The 16,963-nt window shown below is 60.0% G+C and carries 20 protein-coding genes; 8 read left to right on the top strand and 12 right to left on the bottom strand.

What is annotated here, in order from left to right; translation table 11 throughout:
• Window positions 1-31: 31 nt before the first annotated feature.
• Window positions 32-292 carry a DUF2973 domain-containing protein gene (locus SynPROS71_RS11715; RefSeq protein WP_186595276.1) on the bottom strand — a complete coding sequence of 87 codons (261 nt, stop codon included), beginning with the start codon at window positions 290-292 and terminating at the stop codon, window positions 32-34.
• Between the two features lie 181 nt (window positions 293-473).
• On the opposite strand from SynPROS71_RS11715, the gene SynPROS71_RS11710 reads away from it, so the two are divergent.
• The gene (locus SynPROS71_RS11710; protein WP_186595274.1) at window positions 474-1,649 is read left to right on the top strand and encodes a trypsin-like peptidase domain-containing protein; all 1,176 of its coding nucleotides are present in this window, start codon (window positions 474-476) and stop codon (window positions 1,647-1,649) included.
• Here SynPROS71_RS11710 and SynPROS71_RS11705 read toward each other — a convergent pair whose 3' ends face one another.
• Together SynPROS71_RS11705 and SynPROS71_RS11700 are read right to left on the bottom strand one after the other, a co-directional pair.
• Window positions 1,650-1,829: a hypothetical protein gene (locus tag SynPROS71_RS11705; RefSeq protein ID WP_186595272.1), complete on the bottom strand. Its 180-nt coding sequence runs from the start codon at window positions 1,827-1,829 to the stop codon at window positions 1,650-1,652.
• 115 nt (window positions 1,830-1,944) lie between these two features.
• A complete protein-coding gene (locus SynPROS71_RS11700; RefSeq protein WP_255442160.1) occupies window positions 1,945-3,696 on the bottom strand; it encodes an ATP-binding cassette domain-containing protein in 1,752 nt (583 codons plus the stop codon).
• A 46-nt stretch (window positions 3,697-3,742) separates the two neighbouring features.
• Between SynPROS71_RS11700 and SynPROS71_RS11695 the strand changes: the two genes are divergently transcribed.
• Entirely contained in the window at window positions 3,743-3,913 is a 171-nt protein-coding gene (locus SynPROS71_RS11695; RefSeq protein ID WP_186595270.1) for a hypothetical protein, read from the top strand.
• On the opposite strand, the gene SynPROS71_RS11690 is transcribed toward SynPROS71_RS11695, so the two are convergent.
• Together SynPROS71_RS11690 and SynPROS71_RS11685 are read right to left on the bottom strand one after the other, a co-directional pair.
• Window positions 3,891-4,118, bottom strand: coding sequence for a hypothetical protein (locus tag SynPROS71_RS11690; RefSeq protein WP_186595268.1), 228 nt, complete (start codon window positions 4,116-4,118; stop codon window positions 3,891-3,893). The genes SynPROS71_RS11695 and SynPROS71_RS11690 overlap by 23 nt on opposite strands.
• A gap of 66 nt (window positions 4,119-4,184) precedes the next feature.
• Window positions 4,185-4,499: a hypothetical protein gene (locus tag SynPROS71_RS11685; protein ID WP_186595266.1), complete on the bottom strand. Its 315-nt coding sequence runs from the start codon at window positions 4,497-4,499 to the stop codon at window positions 4,185-4,187.
• 178 nt (window positions 4,500-4,677) lie between these two features.
• On the opposite strand from SynPROS71_RS11685, the gene SynPROS71_RS11680 reads away from it, so the two are divergent.
• Window positions 4,678-4,998 carry a hypothetical protein gene (locus tag SynPROS71_RS11680; protein WP_186595264.1) on the top strand — a complete coding sequence of 107 codons (321 nt, stop codon included), beginning with the start codon at window positions 4,678-4,680 and terminating at the stop codon, window positions 4,996-4,998.
• Here the strand turns inward: SynPROS71_RS11680 and SynPROS71_RS11675 are convergent, their stop codons facing one another.
• The 6 genes from SynPROS71_RS11675 to SynPROS71_RS11650 are packed head-to-tail and all read right to left on the bottom strand — an operon-like array spanning window position 4,999 to window position 12,987.
• On the bottom strand, window positions 4,999-6,162 hold the full coding sequence (locus SynPROS71_RS11675; RefSeq protein WP_186595262.1) for an anhydro-N-acetylmuramic acid kinase: 1,164 nt from the start codon (window positions 6,160-6,162) through the stop codon (window positions 4,999-5,001).
• A 13-nt stretch (window positions 6,163-6,175) separates the two neighbouring features.
• Window positions 6,176-6,880, bottom strand: coding sequence for a TrkA family potassium uptake protein (locus SynPROS71_RS11670; RefSeq protein WP_186595260.1), 705 nt, complete (start codon window positions 6,878-6,880; stop codon window positions 6,176-6,178).
• Window positions 6,881-6,904: 24 nt separating this feature from the next.
• Window positions 6,905-8,308, bottom strand: coding sequence for a TrkH family potassium uptake protein (locus SynPROS71_RS11665; RefSeq protein ID WP_186598066.1), 1,404 nt, complete (start codon window positions 8,306-8,308; stop codon window positions 6,905-6,907).
• A 5-nt stretch (window positions 8,309-8,313) separates the two neighbouring features.
• Window positions 8,314-10,116 (bottom strand): SLC13 family permease, encoded by a 1,803-nt coding sequence (locus tag SynPROS71_RS11660; RefSeq protein WP_186595258.1) that lies wholly within the window; start codon window positions 10,114-10,116, stop codon window positions 8,314-8,316.
• Window positions 10,109-11,815 carry a GTPase HflX gene (hflX, locus tag SynPROS71_RS11655; RefSeq protein ID WP_186595256.1) on the bottom strand — a complete coding sequence of 569 codons (1,707 nt, stop codon included), beginning with the start codon at window positions 11,813-11,815 and terminating at the stop codon, window positions 10,109-10,111. Before hflX ends, SynPROS71_RS11660 begins: the two co-directional genes overlap by 8 nt.
• Complete coding sequence (locus SynPROS71_RS11650) at window positions 11,812-12,987, bottom strand: NAD(P)/FAD-dependent oxidoreductase (protein ID WP_186595254.1); 1,176 nt, start codon at window positions 12,985-12,987, stop codon at window positions 11,812-11,814. Before SynPROS71_RS11650 ends, hflX begins: the two co-directional genes overlap by 4 nt.
• An 89-nt stretch (window positions 12,988-13,076) precedes the next feature.
• Here SynPROS71_RS11650 and SynPROS71_RS11645 point away from each other — a divergent pair, with 89 nt between their 5' ends.
• Both SynPROS71_RS11645 and SynPROS71_RS11640 read left to right on the top strand, forming a co-directional pair.
• Window positions 13,077-13,829 (top strand): phosphoadenylyl-sulfate reductase, encoded by a 753-nt coding sequence (locus SynPROS71_RS11645; protein WP_255442157.1) that lies wholly within the window; start codon window positions 13,077-13,079, stop codon window positions 13,827-13,829.
• Window positions 13,816-14,514 (top strand): type III pantothenate kinase, encoded by a 699-nt coding sequence (locus SynPROS71_RS11640; protein WP_255442156.1) that lies wholly within the window; start codon window positions 13,816-13,818, stop codon window positions 14,512-14,514. The genes SynPROS71_RS11645 and SynPROS71_RS11640 overlap by 14 nt, the downstream gene beginning before the upstream one ends.
• Here the strand turns inward: SynPROS71_RS11640 and bcp are convergent.
• The gene (bcp, locus tag SynPROS71_RS11635) at window positions 14,511-14,978 is read right to left on the bottom strand and encodes a thioredoxin-dependent thiol peroxidase (RefSeq protein WP_186595250.1); all 468 of its coding nucleotides are present in this window, start codon (window positions 14,976-14,978) and stop codon (window positions 14,511-14,513) included. The two genes, SynPROS71_RS11640 and bcp, sit on opposite strands and share 4 nt — an antisense overlap.
• Window positions 14,979-15,027: 49 nt before the next feature.
• Here bcp and SynPROS71_RS11630 point away from each other — a divergent pair, with 49 nt between their 5' ends.
• The 3 genes from SynPROS71_RS11630 to SynPROS71_RS11620 all read left to right on the top strand — a co-directional run bounded on the left by SynPROS71_RS11630 (window position 15,028) and on the right by SynPROS71_RS11620 (window position 16,956).
• A complete protein-coding gene (locus SynPROS71_RS11630; protein ID WP_255442155.1) occupies window positions 15,028-15,642 on the top strand; it encodes a 4'-phosphopantetheinyl transferase superfamily protein in 615 nt (204 codons plus the stop codon).
• A gap of 41 nt (window positions 15,643-15,683) precedes the next feature.
• Window positions 15,684-16,163 carry a thymidylate synthase gene (locus SynPROS71_RS11625; RefSeq protein WP_255442154.1) on the top strand — a complete coding sequence of 160 codons (480 nt, stop codon included), beginning with the start codon at window positions 15,684-15,686 and terminating at the stop codon, window positions 16,161-16,163.
• A gap of 163 nt (window positions 16,164-16,326) precedes the next feature.
• On the top strand, window positions 16,327-16,956 hold the full coding sequence (locus tag SynPROS71_RS11620) for an alpha/beta hydrolase (RefSeq protein WP_186595247.1): 630 nt from the start codon (window positions 16,327-16,329) through the stop codon (window positions 16,954-16,956).
• Window positions 16,957-16,963: the final 7 nt, after the last annotated feature.

Genomic DNA, 16,963 nt, shown 5'->3' with positions numbered 1-16,963 from the left:
AACGAGCCGTCTTGCAGCTCATCCATCCAACTTATTCACCAGCGCGATCGGCAGGTTCTCCTTCGTCGTCGTCGCTGAAACGAACCGTCAGAAGATTTTCCTCGGTCAGGCGGCCTTCGCCATCAAGCAGCTCGGGGTGGATGGTCACCTTTCCAGTTCGATCATTGCGACTTGGAGGCGCATTCAGCGGCCGTCCTGCCGCACTGAAACCCCGACCCATCACCTTGAACGCCTGCCAGAGCAGGGCCAGGAAGATCAGCCCATAAATCAGTGGAAAAAGACTACTCAGCATGGCGGAAGCCTGAACGGCAATCGGGGGCGGCCCTCCCTACGCATCATCGCTGCAGACAGCAGAAAGCGGCATCATTCCAATCCCGCCGGTCGCATCCGGTCATGAAACGGTCGGGCTTCCCTCTGTCCTGTCCCGGGATTGCTCCCTACGGTCAAATGCAAGATTCAACGCCTCCCCACCCATGGCCGTGGCTGTTCCCTCCGCGCATCGGATTTCGACGCGACGCGTCCCCAATAGGCGTGGCCTGATTTCTCTAATGGTGACGGCGTCACTGTTTGGCCCCTTGGTAGGTCCATGGGCGTCCAGGCCTGCGAAAGCCGTCCCAGCGCCTTCATCGGTGCTGTCTTCTCAATCATTTGTTGCCGGAGCAGTGGCTCGCAGCGGTCCTGCCGTTGTCACACTCGAGACCCAGCGCACGGTGAGGACATCAACAGGCAATGGCCTGCCCCAGGGCCTGCTGATGGATCCCTTCTTTCAACGGTTTTTCGGTCTGCAGCCTCAGCCTTCCCCCCGCTCTCGTGTTGAGCGGGGCCAGGGAAGTGGTGTGATCTTTGATGCTCAGGGCCTCGTGCTCACCAATGCACACGTCGTGGAAAACACCGACCAGGTGATGGTGGGTCTGCCAGATGGTCGTCGTGTGTCTGGTCAGGTGGTAGGGCAGGATTCCGTGACGGACCTGGCTGTGGTGAAGCTGGAGGGCGGAAGCAGCTGGCCAACGGCGCCGCTCGGCAATTCCGATCAGCTCCGTGTTGGAGATTGGGCGATTGCTGTTGGCAATCCTTTCGGGCTGGAGAACACGGTCACCTTGGGGATTGTGAGCAATCTCAATCGCAATGTGTCCCAGCTGGGAATTCAGGGCAAACGCCTGGATCTGATCCAAACGGATGCAGCTATCAATCCAGGAAATTCAGGCGGCCCCCTTCTCAATGCCAGCGGAGAGGTCGTGGGCATCAACACGCTTGTGCGATCAGGACCGGGCGCTGGCCTGGGATTTGCGATCCCGATCAATCGTGCCAAGACCATCGCCATGCAGCTCGTCGAGCAGGGGCGTGCCAGCCATCCGATGGTCGGAATTGGTCTTTCCTCAATCCCAGCATCCACTCCCGGTGGCAGAACGCCTCCCGGGGCCGTTGTTCGCTCAGTCGTTTCAGGTGGTCCTGCCGCTCGGGGTGGGCTGCAGGTCAATGATGTGATCGTGGCTGTTGCAGGTGTTGCCGTGAAGAGCCCTGCGGAGGTGGTCACAGCGATTGACCGTAGTGGGGTGGGGCGACCTCTGGAGCTCCGGGTCGAGCGTCAGGGCCGTTCTGTTCCCATCACGGTGACGCCTGTGGATATGCGCGCCTTGAAGATGCGCTGATCAATCTTCATCAGCATCCCGCAGCTGCTCAACACAGCGCGTAATGCATTCGCCGTCGTCGAGATTGCACGTGGTGATGCATTCGAAATAGGTCTCCACCGCATCCCAGGTCTGTTCATGGTCCGCTCCATTGGCCCGGCTCTGGGGGAGGCCAGCGGGCTGGGTTCCTAGGTGTGTCATCAGCGGCCGGGATCAGTGATGTCAGCTTATGCACACGTTTTGAGTGGGTAAAGGGAAATGAGTCTTCCTTCCTAGCTGTTCATGAAGTTTCGTCTTGTCGTGTCGAATTGATGCGTTATGCAGCTTTTTTGCGACGGCTATCGCGCTCTTTTTGCTTGTCGCGTTTGGCTTGGCGTTTGGCCTCCTGCTCCGCCTTTTGCAACGCTTCGTCAGCAGCTCGGCGCTCTTCTGTTTTCTTTTCGAGGTAATAGTTGTAATCCCCCCGGTACAGCACAAGCTCTCCATCACGGAGTTCCACGATCCGGTTTGCGACCCGGGAAATGAAATAGCGGTCATGGGACACGAGTAGGGCCGCCCCTTCGTAAGCACAAAGTGCGTCCTCCAGCATTTGCTTGGCCGGAATATCGAGGTGGTTGGTCGGCTCATCGAGAACCAGCAGATTGCAGGGGCTCAGGAGCATCAGAGCCAGGGCCAGGCGTGCTTTCTCGCCGCCGCTGAGCTGTCCCACTTCTTTGAAGACGCTGTCGTTGCTGAAGCAAAAGCTTCCGAGAAGAGAGCGCACCTGGGTCTGTGTCCAGTCCGGTACGGCTTCGAACATGGTGTCGATCACCGTTTTGCTGAGATCCAGTGCCTCCGCCTGGTTTTGTTCGAAATAGCTCGCCACGATGTTGTGTTCGCCAAGGGTGGCGGACCCTTCGTCCGGCGTTTCCAGCCCCATCACCAGGCGCAACAGAGTGGATTTGCCCGCACCGTTCGGCCCAACGAAGGCAATCCGGTCCCCTCGCTCCACTTCAAGTTCAGCGCCGAGGAAAAGGATTTTGTCTCCGTAGCTGTGGGTGAGGTTGTCGATCAGAGCCACCTGTGCTCCAGACCGAGGTGCCGGGGGAAAGCGGAAGCTCGGGCCTGCGACTGATTCGATCGGTGCTTCCACGCGATCCACCTTCTCGAGCTGTTTTTCCCGGCTTTTTGCTTGGGTACTGCGGGTGGCACTGGCGCGGAATCGGTCGATGTAGGCCTGCTGGGCAGCGATGTCCTTCTGCTGGCGCTCAAAAGCAGCTTGGGTGGCTTCCTGCTCAAGCGCTTTCTGCTCGAGGTGCGCTGTGTAGTTCCCCAGGTATGCGCGGGAGATTCCCCGCTCGGTGGACACGATCTGATTGCAGACCTGGTCAAGAAAGGCTCGATCGTGACTGATCACCACCAAGGCCGCGGTCTGCGTCTTGAGGTAATCCTCCAGCCATTGGATCGTTTCCACATCCAAGTGATTGGTCGGCTCGTCGAGAAGCAGCAGATCCGGATCCTGGAGAAGGATCTTGCCGAGGGCGATACGCATTTGCCAGCCCCCGGAATAGTCCTTCACCAGCCGTTCTGCAGCTTCAGCTGTGAAGCCGATGGTGGGAAGCAGTTTGTCGATGCGAGCATCCAGCTCATAGCCGTGCAGGGATTCAAATCGGGTCTGGAGGGCCCCGAGGCGGTGAATGAGCTGGTCGAGATGCTCTGGGTCGGAGGCAGCCTGCTCAGATGCCATGGCCAGCTCCACCTGCTTTTGTTCACTCAGCACCTTCGCTGCTTCGCCAAACGCCTGGAACAGCTCTTCGCGAACCGTTCGCTCGGGGTCCACGTCGAACTCCTGCTGAAGAAAAGCAATTCGTGGTTCTCCCTGACGAACGACTTGGCCGCTACTGGGCTCCTCCAGGCCAGCGATCAGTTTCATCTGAGTGGATTTCCCCGCGCCATTCACGCCCACAAGGCCAATGCGGTCGCCGCTTTTCACCTCCCAGGTCACATCCCGGAGCACCTCCCCCGTCGGATAGATCTTGCTGACGCGCTCAAGTCGCAGCACAGGGGCGAAGGCAGATGCCCTCATCATCCCGTGCCGGGGTGAGGGCAGACTGGGGATTGACGAGGCGGCGGTGATGCGGAGGCTGGAGCAGGTGGCAGCTCTTGTTGTCGCTGCAGGGTTGGCTCTGGTGAGTTATTGGCTGTTCTTTAGCTGGGCAGGCGGCGGCGGCACTCGTGAGCGTCGTGTGGATCCCTCGCCTGCACCTCAGGTCTCCTTGCCGGTTAAAGCCCCCCTCTCGCTTTGACCAGCCACTGCTTGCTCAGGTCATCATCAAGATTGCTGATGTGAGCTTTTACCTCGTCCGCGGTCACCGGAAGCTTCAGCTGTTCGCCGATCGCGCAGATGGCGTCGATGGCTCCAGCAGGGTTCTGTAGTGCCTGCCGGAAGAGTGAACGGGTGAGATCAGGGTCACCTTCGATTCGTTCGTAGAGCGCGGCTGCGTTGCCCATGGCACATCCATGTCTCACCGCAGAGTATTCACACCCCATGGATCAGCCAAAAACCGCAGGCCCGGTTTAAGCGGCTTGGTCGAGATCCGCCTCCTTAAGCCCTGCGGCTGACGCGTCCTCCATGCTGCGCGCATCCATGCAGAGAACTTTGCGCAACTGGGCGTAATTGGCGGCCTGGGATGCACGTCCTTCTTGAACGGCGCCGTATTCAGCGCGTTGAAGAACATGGTGCAAATGGGTCAGCAAGTAGGTGCTGATGACTGCAGAGACCAGGACATCACTGTTTTCAGCGGCACGACGGGTCCGGCGTGCCCCGCCTGTCCGCCTGGTACGAGGCGTCGGCTGGCGGGTGCTGGTGGCCTGGCTGGTGGAACGGGGCATGGCAGTCCTGGCTGAACGTCGAGAGGGGAGGGCGGATGAATGAGCCGTTGAAATGAACCTTTGAAATGAACCGTTGAATGAATCGCGCGTCAGGGGTCGGATCGATGACATCAGCATAGTGCTGGATACTATCCTTGCGCATCTCTGTACACTTTTAAGTAGCTCTGCCTTTGCGGTCGTGGCAACCCGCCAAACGTCATCCAGCGGGAAGCCGAAGTCGCCACGCATTCAGGTGGTGCTTCCGGAGGATCTCTGCCTGCGCCTAACGGCCCTTGCCGAGCAGGAATCCCGCACCGTGAGCAACATGGCCAAGGTGTTGATTCAGCAGGGGGTTCAGCGTTTGGAGCAGGGGGAAGCGGCCTCTGCCCCCACTGCTGCTGCGCCTCTTCAATCCCCAACCGATCGCCTGCGCTCAGCACTTGAGGCTCAGCAGCCGAGACGGCTGCGAGGGGCGCCTCGCAGGGTTCGGTTGTATCGCCCCAATGGTCCTGGCGTCTGATCAGGCAGGGTCGGCCCGAAGCCCGAGAACAGTCGCCTTCGATGCACCAGTAATCGCAGGAGCATTGCCGGGGTGGCCGCAGTGGTGCCACCAGGCCAGAAGCGCAAAGACGAGTGCTTCGCGGAACTGGGTCGGCAGATTCAATTCACTGCTCGGGCGAATGTGTACCCCAAGGCACCGCTGCCTCAGCTGACGCATCAAGGTTCGATTCCGGCAGCCCCCGCCCGCAACCAGTAGCTCCACGGGTAAAGGCTGGCCTGTTGATGCCAGCCGCCGCAGATCCTGTGCCACCACAGCGGCGCTGAAGGCGGTGAGGGTGGCTAGCTGGTCTGCGGGTGCATGGGTTTCCAGCTGTTGGAGTCGCCGGTTGAGATCGTCCTGCCCGAAGACTTCCCGTCCCGTGGATTTCGGCGGGGAGCTCAGGAAATATGGCTCCTGAAGCCATCGCTCGAGCTTTTCCTCGGAAATGGTCCCGCGGCCCGCCAGTGCTCCATCCAGGTCGAATGTGTCTTTCCCTTTGCTGAGACGAGTGATAGCCAGGTCCATCAAGGTATTGGCCGGACCGCAATCCCAGCCCAGCACGGGGTGATGGCGATCTGGCCCGGTGTTTGGTGGGATCAGCGTGATGTTGGCGATGCCACCCAGATTCAGAAGCCCTCGCCAGCCATCGATGCGACCTATCAGAGCGGCATCCGCCATGGGCACCAAGGGTGCGCCTTGTCCTCCAAGGGCAAGATCGGCGGCTCGGAAGTCATGAATCACCGGTTGACCGCTCAGGTGCGCCAGGAGTGGAGCCTGAAGCATCTGCCAACTGGCGCCTCTGCGGCCGGACCCTTTCGACTGCTTGCTTGAAGGAGCAGGGGGGCGGTGCCAGATCGTCTGGCCGTGGCAGCCCAGTAAGGATGCTGAGCGCTCAGGATCGCAGAGGTGGGCGGCTGCCGCCTGCATCTCAGTCACGGCCTCGGACATCTCCAAGAGATCGCAGGCGCTGGTGGGTTCACCCTGGGCCATGCGAATCAGTCGCTCTCTCAGTGCTGAGGGGTAGGGCACCGATGCGGTGTTCAGCAGATCCCAGCGCGGGGCTGCAGGTCTGCCCTTGAACTGCGCGAGCGCTGCGTCAACCCCATCGGCACTGGTACCGCTCATCAAGCCGAGCACGCGCATGATCGAGAGCTGCTCAGGTTCGGGGAAGATTCTGAAGGTCTTCTGTGAGGCCCATGACGACCAGCACATGGCCGTTCAGAAGAATGTGCGAGGCGGGCGGATTCACCAGCAGTTCCCCTGCAGGGCCTGCAGCAAGAACGTTCACCCTGTGGTTTTTGCGTAAATTCAGATCGCGCAGTGACCGGCCCACAAAGCGTTCAGGAACTTTGATCTCCTCAATCGAGTGATGCTCATCGAGCTCCAGCCGCTCCATCAAATTGGGGCGAACAAGCTCGATCCCCAAACGTTCACCCTGCATCCGTGAGGGGAACACCACTCGATCAGCGCCAACCCGCTTCAGCATCTTCTCGTGCAGGTCGCTTGTGGCTCTTGCAATCACCTGTCGAACCCGGGTTCCTGCGCTGTCCTTCGCGATCAGAGTGGCCGTAATGCTGGCCTCGATCGGTTCACTGATGGCCACCACCACGGTGTCCATATCGAGGATGCCTGCTTCACGCAGTGACTCCTCATCGGTGCAATCCACCACCCGGGCTTCGATGGAGGGTTCGAGCTGGCGTAGTTCCTCAATCGCCTTGGAGGAACGATCGACGGCCAGCACTTCAGCGCCGTTCTGCATCAGCTGACGACAGACCGCGCTGCCGAAACGCCCGACGCCGACAATCCCGAAGCTCTGTGGGTCGCTATCGATGGACTGTGACCAATTCCACCAGTCCCTCATGACGGCCTCTCCAAGGAACCTCGCTCAGACATAGAGATCCTCACGGGGATAACCAACACGATTTTGGCGTTGGATTTGGTTGTGCTCGAAGCTTTCCCAGATGGCGCTGAGCAAGAGCAGGATGCCGAGCCGGCCTACGAACATACCCACGACCAAGATCAGCTGCCCAAGGTGACCGAGTTGTTCGGTCACGCCGAGATCGAGGCCCACCGTGGCGAAGGCAGAGATGCATGTGAACATCAGTTCCAGAAACGACAGCGGGTCTTCGCCCGTGGGGTCACTGATCAGAGCGAGTAGCAGGGCCATCATCAGCACGAACAGCAGGGAGGCCACCGTGATGCTCACAGCCCTCAGCACCACCTTGTCGGGAATCTGGCGATGACGGATCACAACATCATCGTGGCCGCGGAGGGTGGAGCGGGTTGTGGCCATTAATGCAGCCACCGTGGTGGTTTTGATGCCCCCGCCAGTCCCTCCGGGACTGGCACCGATGAACATCAGCGTCATCAGGAGCAGCAGGCCTGAATCCGAAATGCTCTGGATCGACAGAGGCACTGTTGTGAAACCTGCTGTGCGGGCACTCACTGAGCTAAACAACGTACTCATCACTCTCTCCTGCCAGCCCATGGTGGTGAGGGCGTGGCCTTTGGAAAGGGATTCAGTCAGCGTCAGTCCAACCATGCCGATCAGGATCAGGAGCGCTGATGTGCGGAGCACAAGCCTGGTGTGAAGACTCAGGTTTCGACGTTTAAGCCGTTGCCTGTTGCTCCAGAGATCGTTGGTCACTCGCCATCCCAAGCCTCCCAACACGATCAGAAGCATGATCACCGCATTGACCACGCGATTGGTCCGGTAGCCCTCGAGGCTGTCGCTCCAAAGGCCAAAGCCTGCATTGTTGTAGGCGGAAATGCTGTGAAAGAGAGCCGCCCAGGCCCTGGAACCTCCCGCAGGCAGATCTGAGAATCCGAAGGTGTAAAGCACAAAAGCTCCCATCAGGATCAGCACGGCTGCCGTGAGCGCAATGCTTCTAAAGGTGCTGCCGATGCCGCCGACGCCGAATTGATCCAATGTCTGCCCCCGATCCAGTCTTCGGCGAAGGGAGGCCCCACGCACCACGAATCCCTGCAGAAAGGTGGTGATGGCCATCAATCCCAGTCCGCCCACGAGAATCATGAAAGCCAACACCCCTTGGCCGAAGGGTGTTAAGTCGCGACCGACGTCGATCACCGTCAGTCCAGTCACCGTGACGGCGGACGTTGCTGTGAAAAGCGCTTCCCAGAGCCCCACAGTGGTGGCTGAGCAAACGGGGCTTGCCAGAAGAAACGTTCCGGTGGTGATCACCAGCAGGCCCGTCACCACCGTGAACTGAGGCACGGAGAGGCGTCGATACCAGGCCTGGGTTCGGTGAATGGCCTTGGGTAGAGGCATCGGCTTCATGCGCCCCCCATCTGGTTGAGGATCAGCCAAGGCACGAGCAGGGTCATCAAAACTGTGAGTCCCAGTCCGTAGCGGGCCACGTCAAAGAAGCGGTAACGCCCTGGTCCGAACACCATCAGATTGGTTTGATATCCCATCGGTGTGAGGAAGGACTGGCTTGCTCCGAAGAGAACAGTGAGCAGAAGGGCTTGGGGCGGCAGGTTGAGGGGGGCGGCCAGTTGGGTCGCCACTGGAATCAGCAGGGCGACGGATGCGGCGTTGCTGAGGACTTCCGTGAGCAGCGTGGTGCTGAGGAAAATCACAAGCAAGGCGCCGTAATCAGGCCAGTTCACCAAAAGCACACGCAGGGAGGCGGCCAGTCCATCGGCAAGGCCTGTGCGCTGCATGGCCACACTGAAGCTTGGGAGCGCTCCCAAGAGCAGGATCACATCCAGACGGATCGATCGCAGCATCTCCCCAGAGCGCAGACAACCTCCAATCACCATCAGCACCACAGCGAGAAGCACTGAGGCCACGAGTGGAATGGATGTCAGTGTTGGCAGCAACAGCATGCCGGCAGTAATTGCGATTGACAGCGGCTTGCGGCGAACCGTTGGCAGGTCGTTTTCCAGCTCGTCCAGAACGAGGAGATCATGGTTGGACTGCAGGCCTCGAATGGCATCCACTGGCGCTTGAATCAGGAGCACATCGCCTTCTTTGAGAACGGCTTGTCCAAGTCGCTCCTGGACGGTCTGCTGGCCGCGGCGCAGGGCCAAAACTGTTGCGTTGTAACGCTGGCGAAAACGCAGTTCGCGCAAACTGGCACCTGCCAGTGTTGAGCCAGAGGGGAGCAGGACTTCAACCATCGTCTGTCCCCCTTCCTCAGGGGGATGGGCCAGGGAATCTGCGGCTAACAAAACTGTTTCATCCTGCTGAAGCCGCAGGAGGTCATGGCGTGTGATCCTCAGCAGGAGTCGATCACCCGCCTCCAGTTGGCGATCAGCGAGGGGAGGCATCAGCCGTTCTCCCTCCCGCTGCAGCTCGAGAACATCCACATCAAATCGCCTCTGCAGCCTGCTGTGGCGGAGTGTTTGACCCACAAGGCTTGAGCTGCCCGGGATGGTGACTTCAGTGAAGTAACCCTCAAGGTTCTGATCGGGCGTCAGCGAATTGGCCTCGAGTCCGCGATCAGGTAGGAGTCCCCGGGGGGCCAGGAGCATGTAGGCAACTCCTGTAAGCCACACAGGAATTCCGATGCTTGTGAAGCTGAAGAGTTGAAGCGGCCCATATCCAAGCTGTTCACTGATGTCGCTTGCCAGCAGATTCACCGAGCTGCCAAGCAGGGTCAGGGTCCCCCCCAGCAGGGTGGCGAAGGACAGGGGGAGCAGCACCCTCGATGGCGCCACCCGCCGTCGCCGGCACCAAGCCTCCAGGACTGGGAGAAGAGTGGCTACAACTGGTGTGTTGGGCACGACCCCGGACACGGGTGCCACCACCAGACCGAGCAGCGCGATCAGTCGGCGGGGGGAGCGGATCCGGTCGGATGCGATTTGCTCTCGCAGTCGATCGAGGGCTCCGCTGCGGAAAAGGGCCGCGGAGACCGCAAACAGACCCATCAGTGTGATCAGGGCGGGGCTCCCAAACCCGGCCAACGCTTGAAGGGGTGTCAGGACACCCCCGATCATCAGCAGCGCCAAGCTGAGCAGCCCCACTAGCTCGGGAGCAATGACGCCGCTGATGAAGAGAGCAACGGCCAGCACAAGCACCGCAAGGGTGATCTGAGCATCCCCGTTTTGAAGAGCGGCACTGAGCTCAGCCATGGGCGCGTGCGCTGGTCTGGTGGAAGGGGGCTTCGCAGACTTGTTCTGGTGAGGTCTCCCAGAACGTTTGCTCGAGCCATGCTCGCAGACCTTTCAATCCTGTCCCCTGGGTTGCTGACAGATAGAGGGCATGCGGTTCAAGCGTTCTGATCAAATCGAGTTGCGAAGCTTCGCAGCGATCGATTTGATTGGCGATCACCTGCCGCGGTTGGTGGCACTTCAGCCCATCCAGAATGGAATGCACGGCACTCAGTTGGCCTTGCCAGTCCGGATCTCCGAGATCCACCACCAGAAGAAGCTGATCGGCTTCTCGGGTTTCTTCAAGCGTGGCCATGAACGCTTGCAGCAATGGTCCGGGCAGCTCTCGAATGAATCCGACTGTGTCAGTGATCAGAAGCTCTTTGGGGGCAGAGCCTGATTGCGGAAGACACAACCGCCTGGTGGTGGGGTCCAGCGTTGCAAAGAGACTGTTTTTCGCTTCCACAGCACGCTCTTGATCAAGGGCGCAGAGCGCATTGAGAAGCGATGACTTTCCAGCATTGGTGTAGCCCACCAGCGCAACTCTCGGAAGCGTGCTGCGCTGTTGCCGCAGCCGGGCGCGATGCGCCCCCAGCTGCCGCAATTCCCGGCCCAGATGCTCGATGCGGCGGCTGATGGCACGGCGGTCTTTCTCGAGTTGGGTTTCCCCCGGTCCCCGGGTGCCGATGCCACCTCCTTGGCGCGACAGGCTGAGACCGCGGCCGGCCAGGCGTGGAAGCCTGTAGCGCAGTTGGGCCAGCTCCACCTGAAGTCGGCCGGCCGCGCTCGTTGCGCGCTGGGCGAAAATATCCAAAATGAGTTCGCTGCGGTCCATCACAGGGCAATCCAGAAGCCGCTCGAGGTTTCTGGATTGCACGGGGGTTAGTTCTCTGTCTGTGATCACGAGAGACGCAGTATGGCGGCGCACATCAATGGCAGCCTCCTGGAGTTTTCCCGTTCCCCAGAGAGTCTGTGGATTGATCTGGCCGAGGCGCTGACGACACACCGCCACGGGGCAGGCACCGGCACTGCGTGTCAGCCCCTCGAGTTCAGCGAGCTCGCGCTCATTGACGTCAGGGTCTGCGCCAATCAGTGTCAGCAGCAGGACGCGTTCCTCCTGTTGACCAGGCGGGTCGATAGTTTTCTCATCACCGGACAGCTCGGAAATGGGCTCCGTCGTTTCAGCTGCACAGAGCGCAGACAGCGCGTTGATGGCATCACATCGCCAGCCGATCGCGGCAGAGGCATCGGTGCGCCAGATCGCTGCAGGTCGCGTTCCTGAAGTGGTGGCGGCTGCTTGGAGCCGAAGCCAGATGCTGGGGGCAACATCCAACGCGACAACGGCCTCGCGTCCTTCCGGTTTGAGATCCACTCCTTGTGTGCCTGGCAATGCACTCACCAAACGCCAACGCTGGCGGCGTCGCGTTCCTCCGGAAAGATGGCCATCAAGCCGATCGGACTCTCCTAGGGGGCCAACCCAAAGCAGCCTGCTCACGCCGCGTGCATCGATCAGAAGATGCAGAGACTGCTTGAGTTCGAGGGTGAGTTCAGCCAGACGCTCGAGGGTGAACAGATCGGCGCCAACGTTCTGCGGATGACGCCGGTGGCTGAGCCTTTCCAGCTGACGTAGCTGGGATGGCCTGAGGCCGCGCGTGCGTCCTGCTAGGTGGGCCTGCTTCAAGAGCTGAACAACCAGGCCCCTGCAGAGCGGAGTCCGAGTGAAAGTCCTGGCATGCGGGTGAGGTACGCCAAGCGCCTCAAGTTGAAGGCAAGGGGCCCTGCCAAGGTGACACCCATACCGGTGAGTGTGGCGTCGCCGATCCCCAGGCTGAGCATTTCACCGAGATCCTGAAAAACAAAGGGATCTGGAGTGTTGCCGTCCCGACGTGCCTGGAGGCTGCGGGCCGCGGCTTGCCCTTGCTGGATAGCGACCTGCGCCGATAAGGGCCAGGGAGATTGACCTTCGTCGATGGAGTGCTGTCTGGCAATGTCTCCAAGGACAAGAACGTCGGGTTGGCCAAGAAGTCGCAGGCTTCCATCCACGGGCAGGCGCTTGTGATGAGGTGCAACGGAAGGCAGCAAATCAGGGATGTTGGGCCGACTGCCTGCCGTCCAGATCAGACCGTCGTGGGGCTGCTCCATCTCGCCGTCAACGCCACTCCATCGCACAGCATTTGGAACCACATTGAGAACGCGTGTCTTCAGATGAACTGTGATGTCACGTTTTTGCAAGGCGCGCTCAGCTTGCTCTCGGTTGAAGGCCCGTGAGCGAGCCAGGATCTGCTCTCCCTGTTCAACGAGATGAACGCGGGCTGCCCCTTCCAGCAGGTCAACGAGTTTGCACGCGAGTTCGACGCCCGTGGGACCAGCCCCAACAATCACGAGCGTGCTTGTTCCGGAGGGACGGTTGCGCAGGTCTCTCAAGCGCGCATGAAGTGGCGGAAGGTCTTCCAAGGCATGGAAGCGCAAGGCGTGCTCGCGGACGCCAGGGATTCCGAAGTCATCCGGCACTGCTCCAGTGGCCAGCACCAGTTGGCTGTAGGGCAACTGGTGACCACCTGCTGTTGTGACGACGTGATCTTCAAGGTTGACGGAGCAGACCGAGTCCTGAATGTGGCTGATCCCCCGCCCTTGCAAGAGTTGCCCGTAGTCGGGGGCGACTTCCCATCCCTGCAGCTCCCCGCTGAACAGTTCGTAGAGGAGGGGGACAAAGACGAACCTTGATCGGGGTTCGATCAAGACGAGGGGTGGGCGGGGATGCACCCTGCTGAACGCTTGCAGGGTGGATAGCCCTGCGAATCCTCCGCCAACCACGAGGATCGGGTGCTCCTGCGGATTGGGTGCTTGCGTCAATGGATCCGCATGTTCTTGCTCCGACCTTAGGCAGGCCCCCGGTCACCCCGGCGTATGAGAATGCACTGATGAGGAACGGCATCATTCCGATGACTAGCGCTGCCGCCGGCTTGGACTCCGGCGGTGAATCCGCCCAGCTGACGCTTCAGAGGGAGGCGCTTGAGGCACTGGAGCCTGCGCAGCGGTTGCAGTGGGCGCGGGAGCAATTCGGGTCGGGATTCGCAATGACCACGAGCTTCGGGATCCAGTCGTCCGTGCTCTTACACATGCTGGCAGGCTTGCCAGGCGCTGAATCGGTGCCGGTGATCTGGGTGGATACCGGCTATTTACCCCCAGAGACCTATCGCTACGCCGAAACCCTCTGCGACCGTCTCGGCCTCGAACCCGTCGTTGTTCAGTCGTCTCTTTCCCCAGCAAGGATGGAGGCCCTTCACGGGCGACTTTGGGAAACAGGAAGCGACAGTGACCTTGATCTCTACTTGCGCCTACGCAAAGTTGATCCCCTCGAGAGCGCTCTCGATCGCCACGCTGTGCGCTGCTGGGGGAGTGGGGTGCGCAGCGGACAGACCGACCTGAGAAGCACGATGACGGTGCTTGATCCGATTCGTGGTCGCCTCTCCCTGAGGCCGCTCCTGCATTGGACCAACAGAGACATCTTCTATTACATGCAGGAGCACGAGTTGCCCCAGCATCCTCTCTTTGATCAGGGCTATTCCACCGTTGGTGATTGGCATTCCAGTGCTCCAGACGGTGTGGATGCCGAGGGACGCAGCACCCGGTTTGGTGGCCAGAGACAGGAGTGCGGCATTCACGTGCCTGGGGTGATGGGTGACGGCATTTGAGGAGGTGAGTCCCCAGCGATGCCTGCTGATCGGTAATTCACGCTGGCATTGGGCCGAACGCGCTGAATCATCTCCATGGAGTTTTCGCCACACCGATCCGATCGTTGAACCACTGCTGGATGCTTCAGTCCCTGATCGGTGGGCTGCCGTCGGAAAGGTCCCTGCTGCATTCTCACGCCATGGTGACCAGCAACTTCAGCTTGATCAGGTGCCTCTGAACGATGTGCCGCCCTGGCTGGGCATCGACCGTGCTCTCGCCGGATGGGGGGCCTGGCTTCGATCCGGCGGCGGTGACGATTTGATGGTGGTTGATGCAGGAACGGTGCTCAGCCTGACGCGCGTCACCTCCGCTGGATGCTTTGGCGGAGGATGGCTCTGCGCGGGGTTGCGTCTTCAACTGCAGGCCATGAGTGAGGGGACTGTCGCCCTGCCCGTGGTGGAGCCTGATGTGCCCAGCATCGATGTAAGCCCGAACCTCCCGGCTGACACAGCGAGTGCCATGACCCAAGGTGTTCTTCAAAGCCTGTTGGGTTTGATCCAAGGTGCTCATCGCCGTTGCCCTAGCACTGTCTGGCTTTGCGGAGGCGACGCCCCGCTTCTTTTGCCCGAGCTGGTAGCCCGGGGTGTTGATGTCCAGCACACCCCGGATCTTGTGATGGAAACCTTTGTCGACCTCGTCAGCTAGCTGAGGCCAAGGTCTTTAAGGATCTGGTCCGCCATGACTTCTGCTTTCACTTTGCGGTAAATCAGCTCAAGATTCCCCTGAGCATCCACCACGAACGTGTGGCGCATCATGCCCATGTACTCGCGGCCCATGAACTTCTTGAGCCCATAGCTTTCATAGGCGCTGGCGACGACGCAGGGCTCGACGTCAGTGAGCAGGGTGAAGGGCAGCTCCTGTTTGCTGATGAAACGAGTGTGCGATGCGGCATTGTCTTTGCTGATACCCAGCACCCGAATGCCATGGGCCTCGAATTGGTCCCATCGATCGCGGAAATTGCAGGCTTCCTTGGTGCACCCTGGCGTGGCGTCCTTCGGGTAGAAATAGATCACGACCCTCTGGCCTTTGAGTGATGACAAGGTCACAGGCTCTTCTTTCTCGTTCGGAAGCGTGAAGTCCGGGGCTGGATCACCGATCTGCAGGGTCATGGATCAGGGATGGAGTGGCGGAAGCGTAACGGCCCTTTGGTTTCGGCGGATGTCCGCTCCGCTGCCCTGCGATGCAAGCTGTTTATCGATGCAGGAACAGCAGTGGTCGTCGCGCCTGCCAAAAGGTCGCTCCGATGTCTTCATCCATTCGCGGGTCTGGATGCGAGCGTGTCTAGCTGATCGCTTCAGCCTGTCTCCCAAGGCGGTGCCTTTGCAGGCGCCACCTGGTGAACCCCCTTCTCTGCCGAGCGGCTGGGGTTTCCTGAGCCTGAGTCATTGCCGTGATGCCCTCCTGCTGGGCTGTTCTGAGCATCCAATTGGTTTGGATCTCGAGCGCCGCGACCGGATGATTCCTGCGGCCTCGATTCTGCAACGGTCGTATGGCCACGAGGAGCGGAAACGGCTGCAACACCTATGTGTTGAAGACCTCCGACAGGCTGTGTTGAAGCACTGGTTGATCAAGGAGGCCTCGATCAAGTGGCAGAAGGGGTCGATTGCCCGTGATTTGCGCTTTTGGGAGGTCTGTCCTGGGATGAGCAGCGTGGTTCATCAACGCAGCCATCAAAAGCTTGCCGCTGTGCTGCATGGCTATGAATCCTGGGAGTTCGCCGTCGTGGCGGCAGATCAACAAGTTCTGCAATCCATCGCCCTCTGCCTAGCCTGAAGCCAAGCGTTTTTGCCTCGAGTTCAGTGCCTGCCGCCGGCTTGTCCAGCCTTCCGATCCTGGCCAGTGCAGTGGTGCTGGCCGGCTTCGGATTCGCGGCGATGGTGAGCTCTCCATCCAGTCAGGGTTTGGAGAGTGCTTGGAATGGTGCAGACCCCAACTACAGCCGCTTGGATGAAAGGGACGCCACGTTGCATCAACGCAGGGGAGTGGAAGATCTGCTCGCGGCATTCACCAAAGGACAGCTCACACGCCATTACTGGGGACATTTCGCGCCCACGCTTGCCGATCTCGGCCTCACGGCTGATTCGTCTCTTGGGGTTCGCGTTGAGAATGTTGAGGGTGCAACCCGGCTCTGGCTGACTCCTCGGCGGGGTTCCGAGGCCTATCTGGCTCAAGTCAACTTCAACGGCGAAAAGCTTGAACGACTTCATTGCAGGGGGACTTCAGGGGGTGAAGTTGAACCAAAAGCAGATCAATGTCCCCCTGGGTGGAAACCCCTAAAAGAGCCAGCCCTTTAAGAGTTTCAAGAAGAGATTCGCAAGTCTCGCGAGATTCGCGAGCCCCAAGATGCCTGATCCTGTTTGCGCGAGTTTTCGCGACTTCCCGTGCTGATCCTGGGATAGATGTTGGCATTCGTATTTCTTGCGGCTAGGTTTAAAAGGACGTCTTTTCTCGCCGTCCGTGCTCACCCGATTCGCTGCTGGCGCTCTCGCCGCCGCTTCCATTTCCACTCTGGCTGTCGCCGCTGAAGCTGGCACCAAGCGCCCTGTGCGCTGGGTGTCCGGTGGTGCTGTCTGGACCACCAAGTCCAAAGCCTTCAAAAAGTTCTTCAAGAACGGTGAAATCACCGATCGCGCTCTTGAAGCCGGCATCAACAACTCCGGTTGGACTGCCGATGAGATCCAAGAGGGCATGACCAAGACCTATGAAGTTGATCTGGTGGGCGTGTCCCGCTTCCTCTACTCCAAGGATGGTGTCAAGTTCCTGAAGGACCAGACCCGCTCCTACTTCCCCTACTGGCAGAAGAAGAAGACCGCTGTTGTGGCTCTTCGCTCCGCCATCATCCTCGACGCTGCTGACGGCAAGATCTCCTCTGCCGGCATCATGAAGCAGCTGCCCGTTGCCTTCCGTCTGAACGACAACGGCTCCTCCGATGGTTCCCAGAACGTCTGCAAGGACGGCCTTGACGGCGCTCAGGCCACCTCACTGCTGTCCTGGTATGTGTTCCTGCCCGCTTGTGTGCAGGCCAACCAGATCCTCCCCGCAGCTCCTGCTCCTCGCTCCGCAGCTCCCGTTCGCGGCCTCTGGTGATCCACTG

This window comes from Synechococcus sp. PROS-7-1 (genome assembly GCF_014279795.1).
Classification (GTDB): domain Bacteria; phylum Cyanobacteriota; class Cyanobacteriia; order PCC-6307; family Cyanobiaceae; genus Synechococcus_C.
The sequence above is the reverse complement of the archived record's forward strand: the minus strand, read 5'-3'. Positions and strand labels throughout refer to the sequence as shown.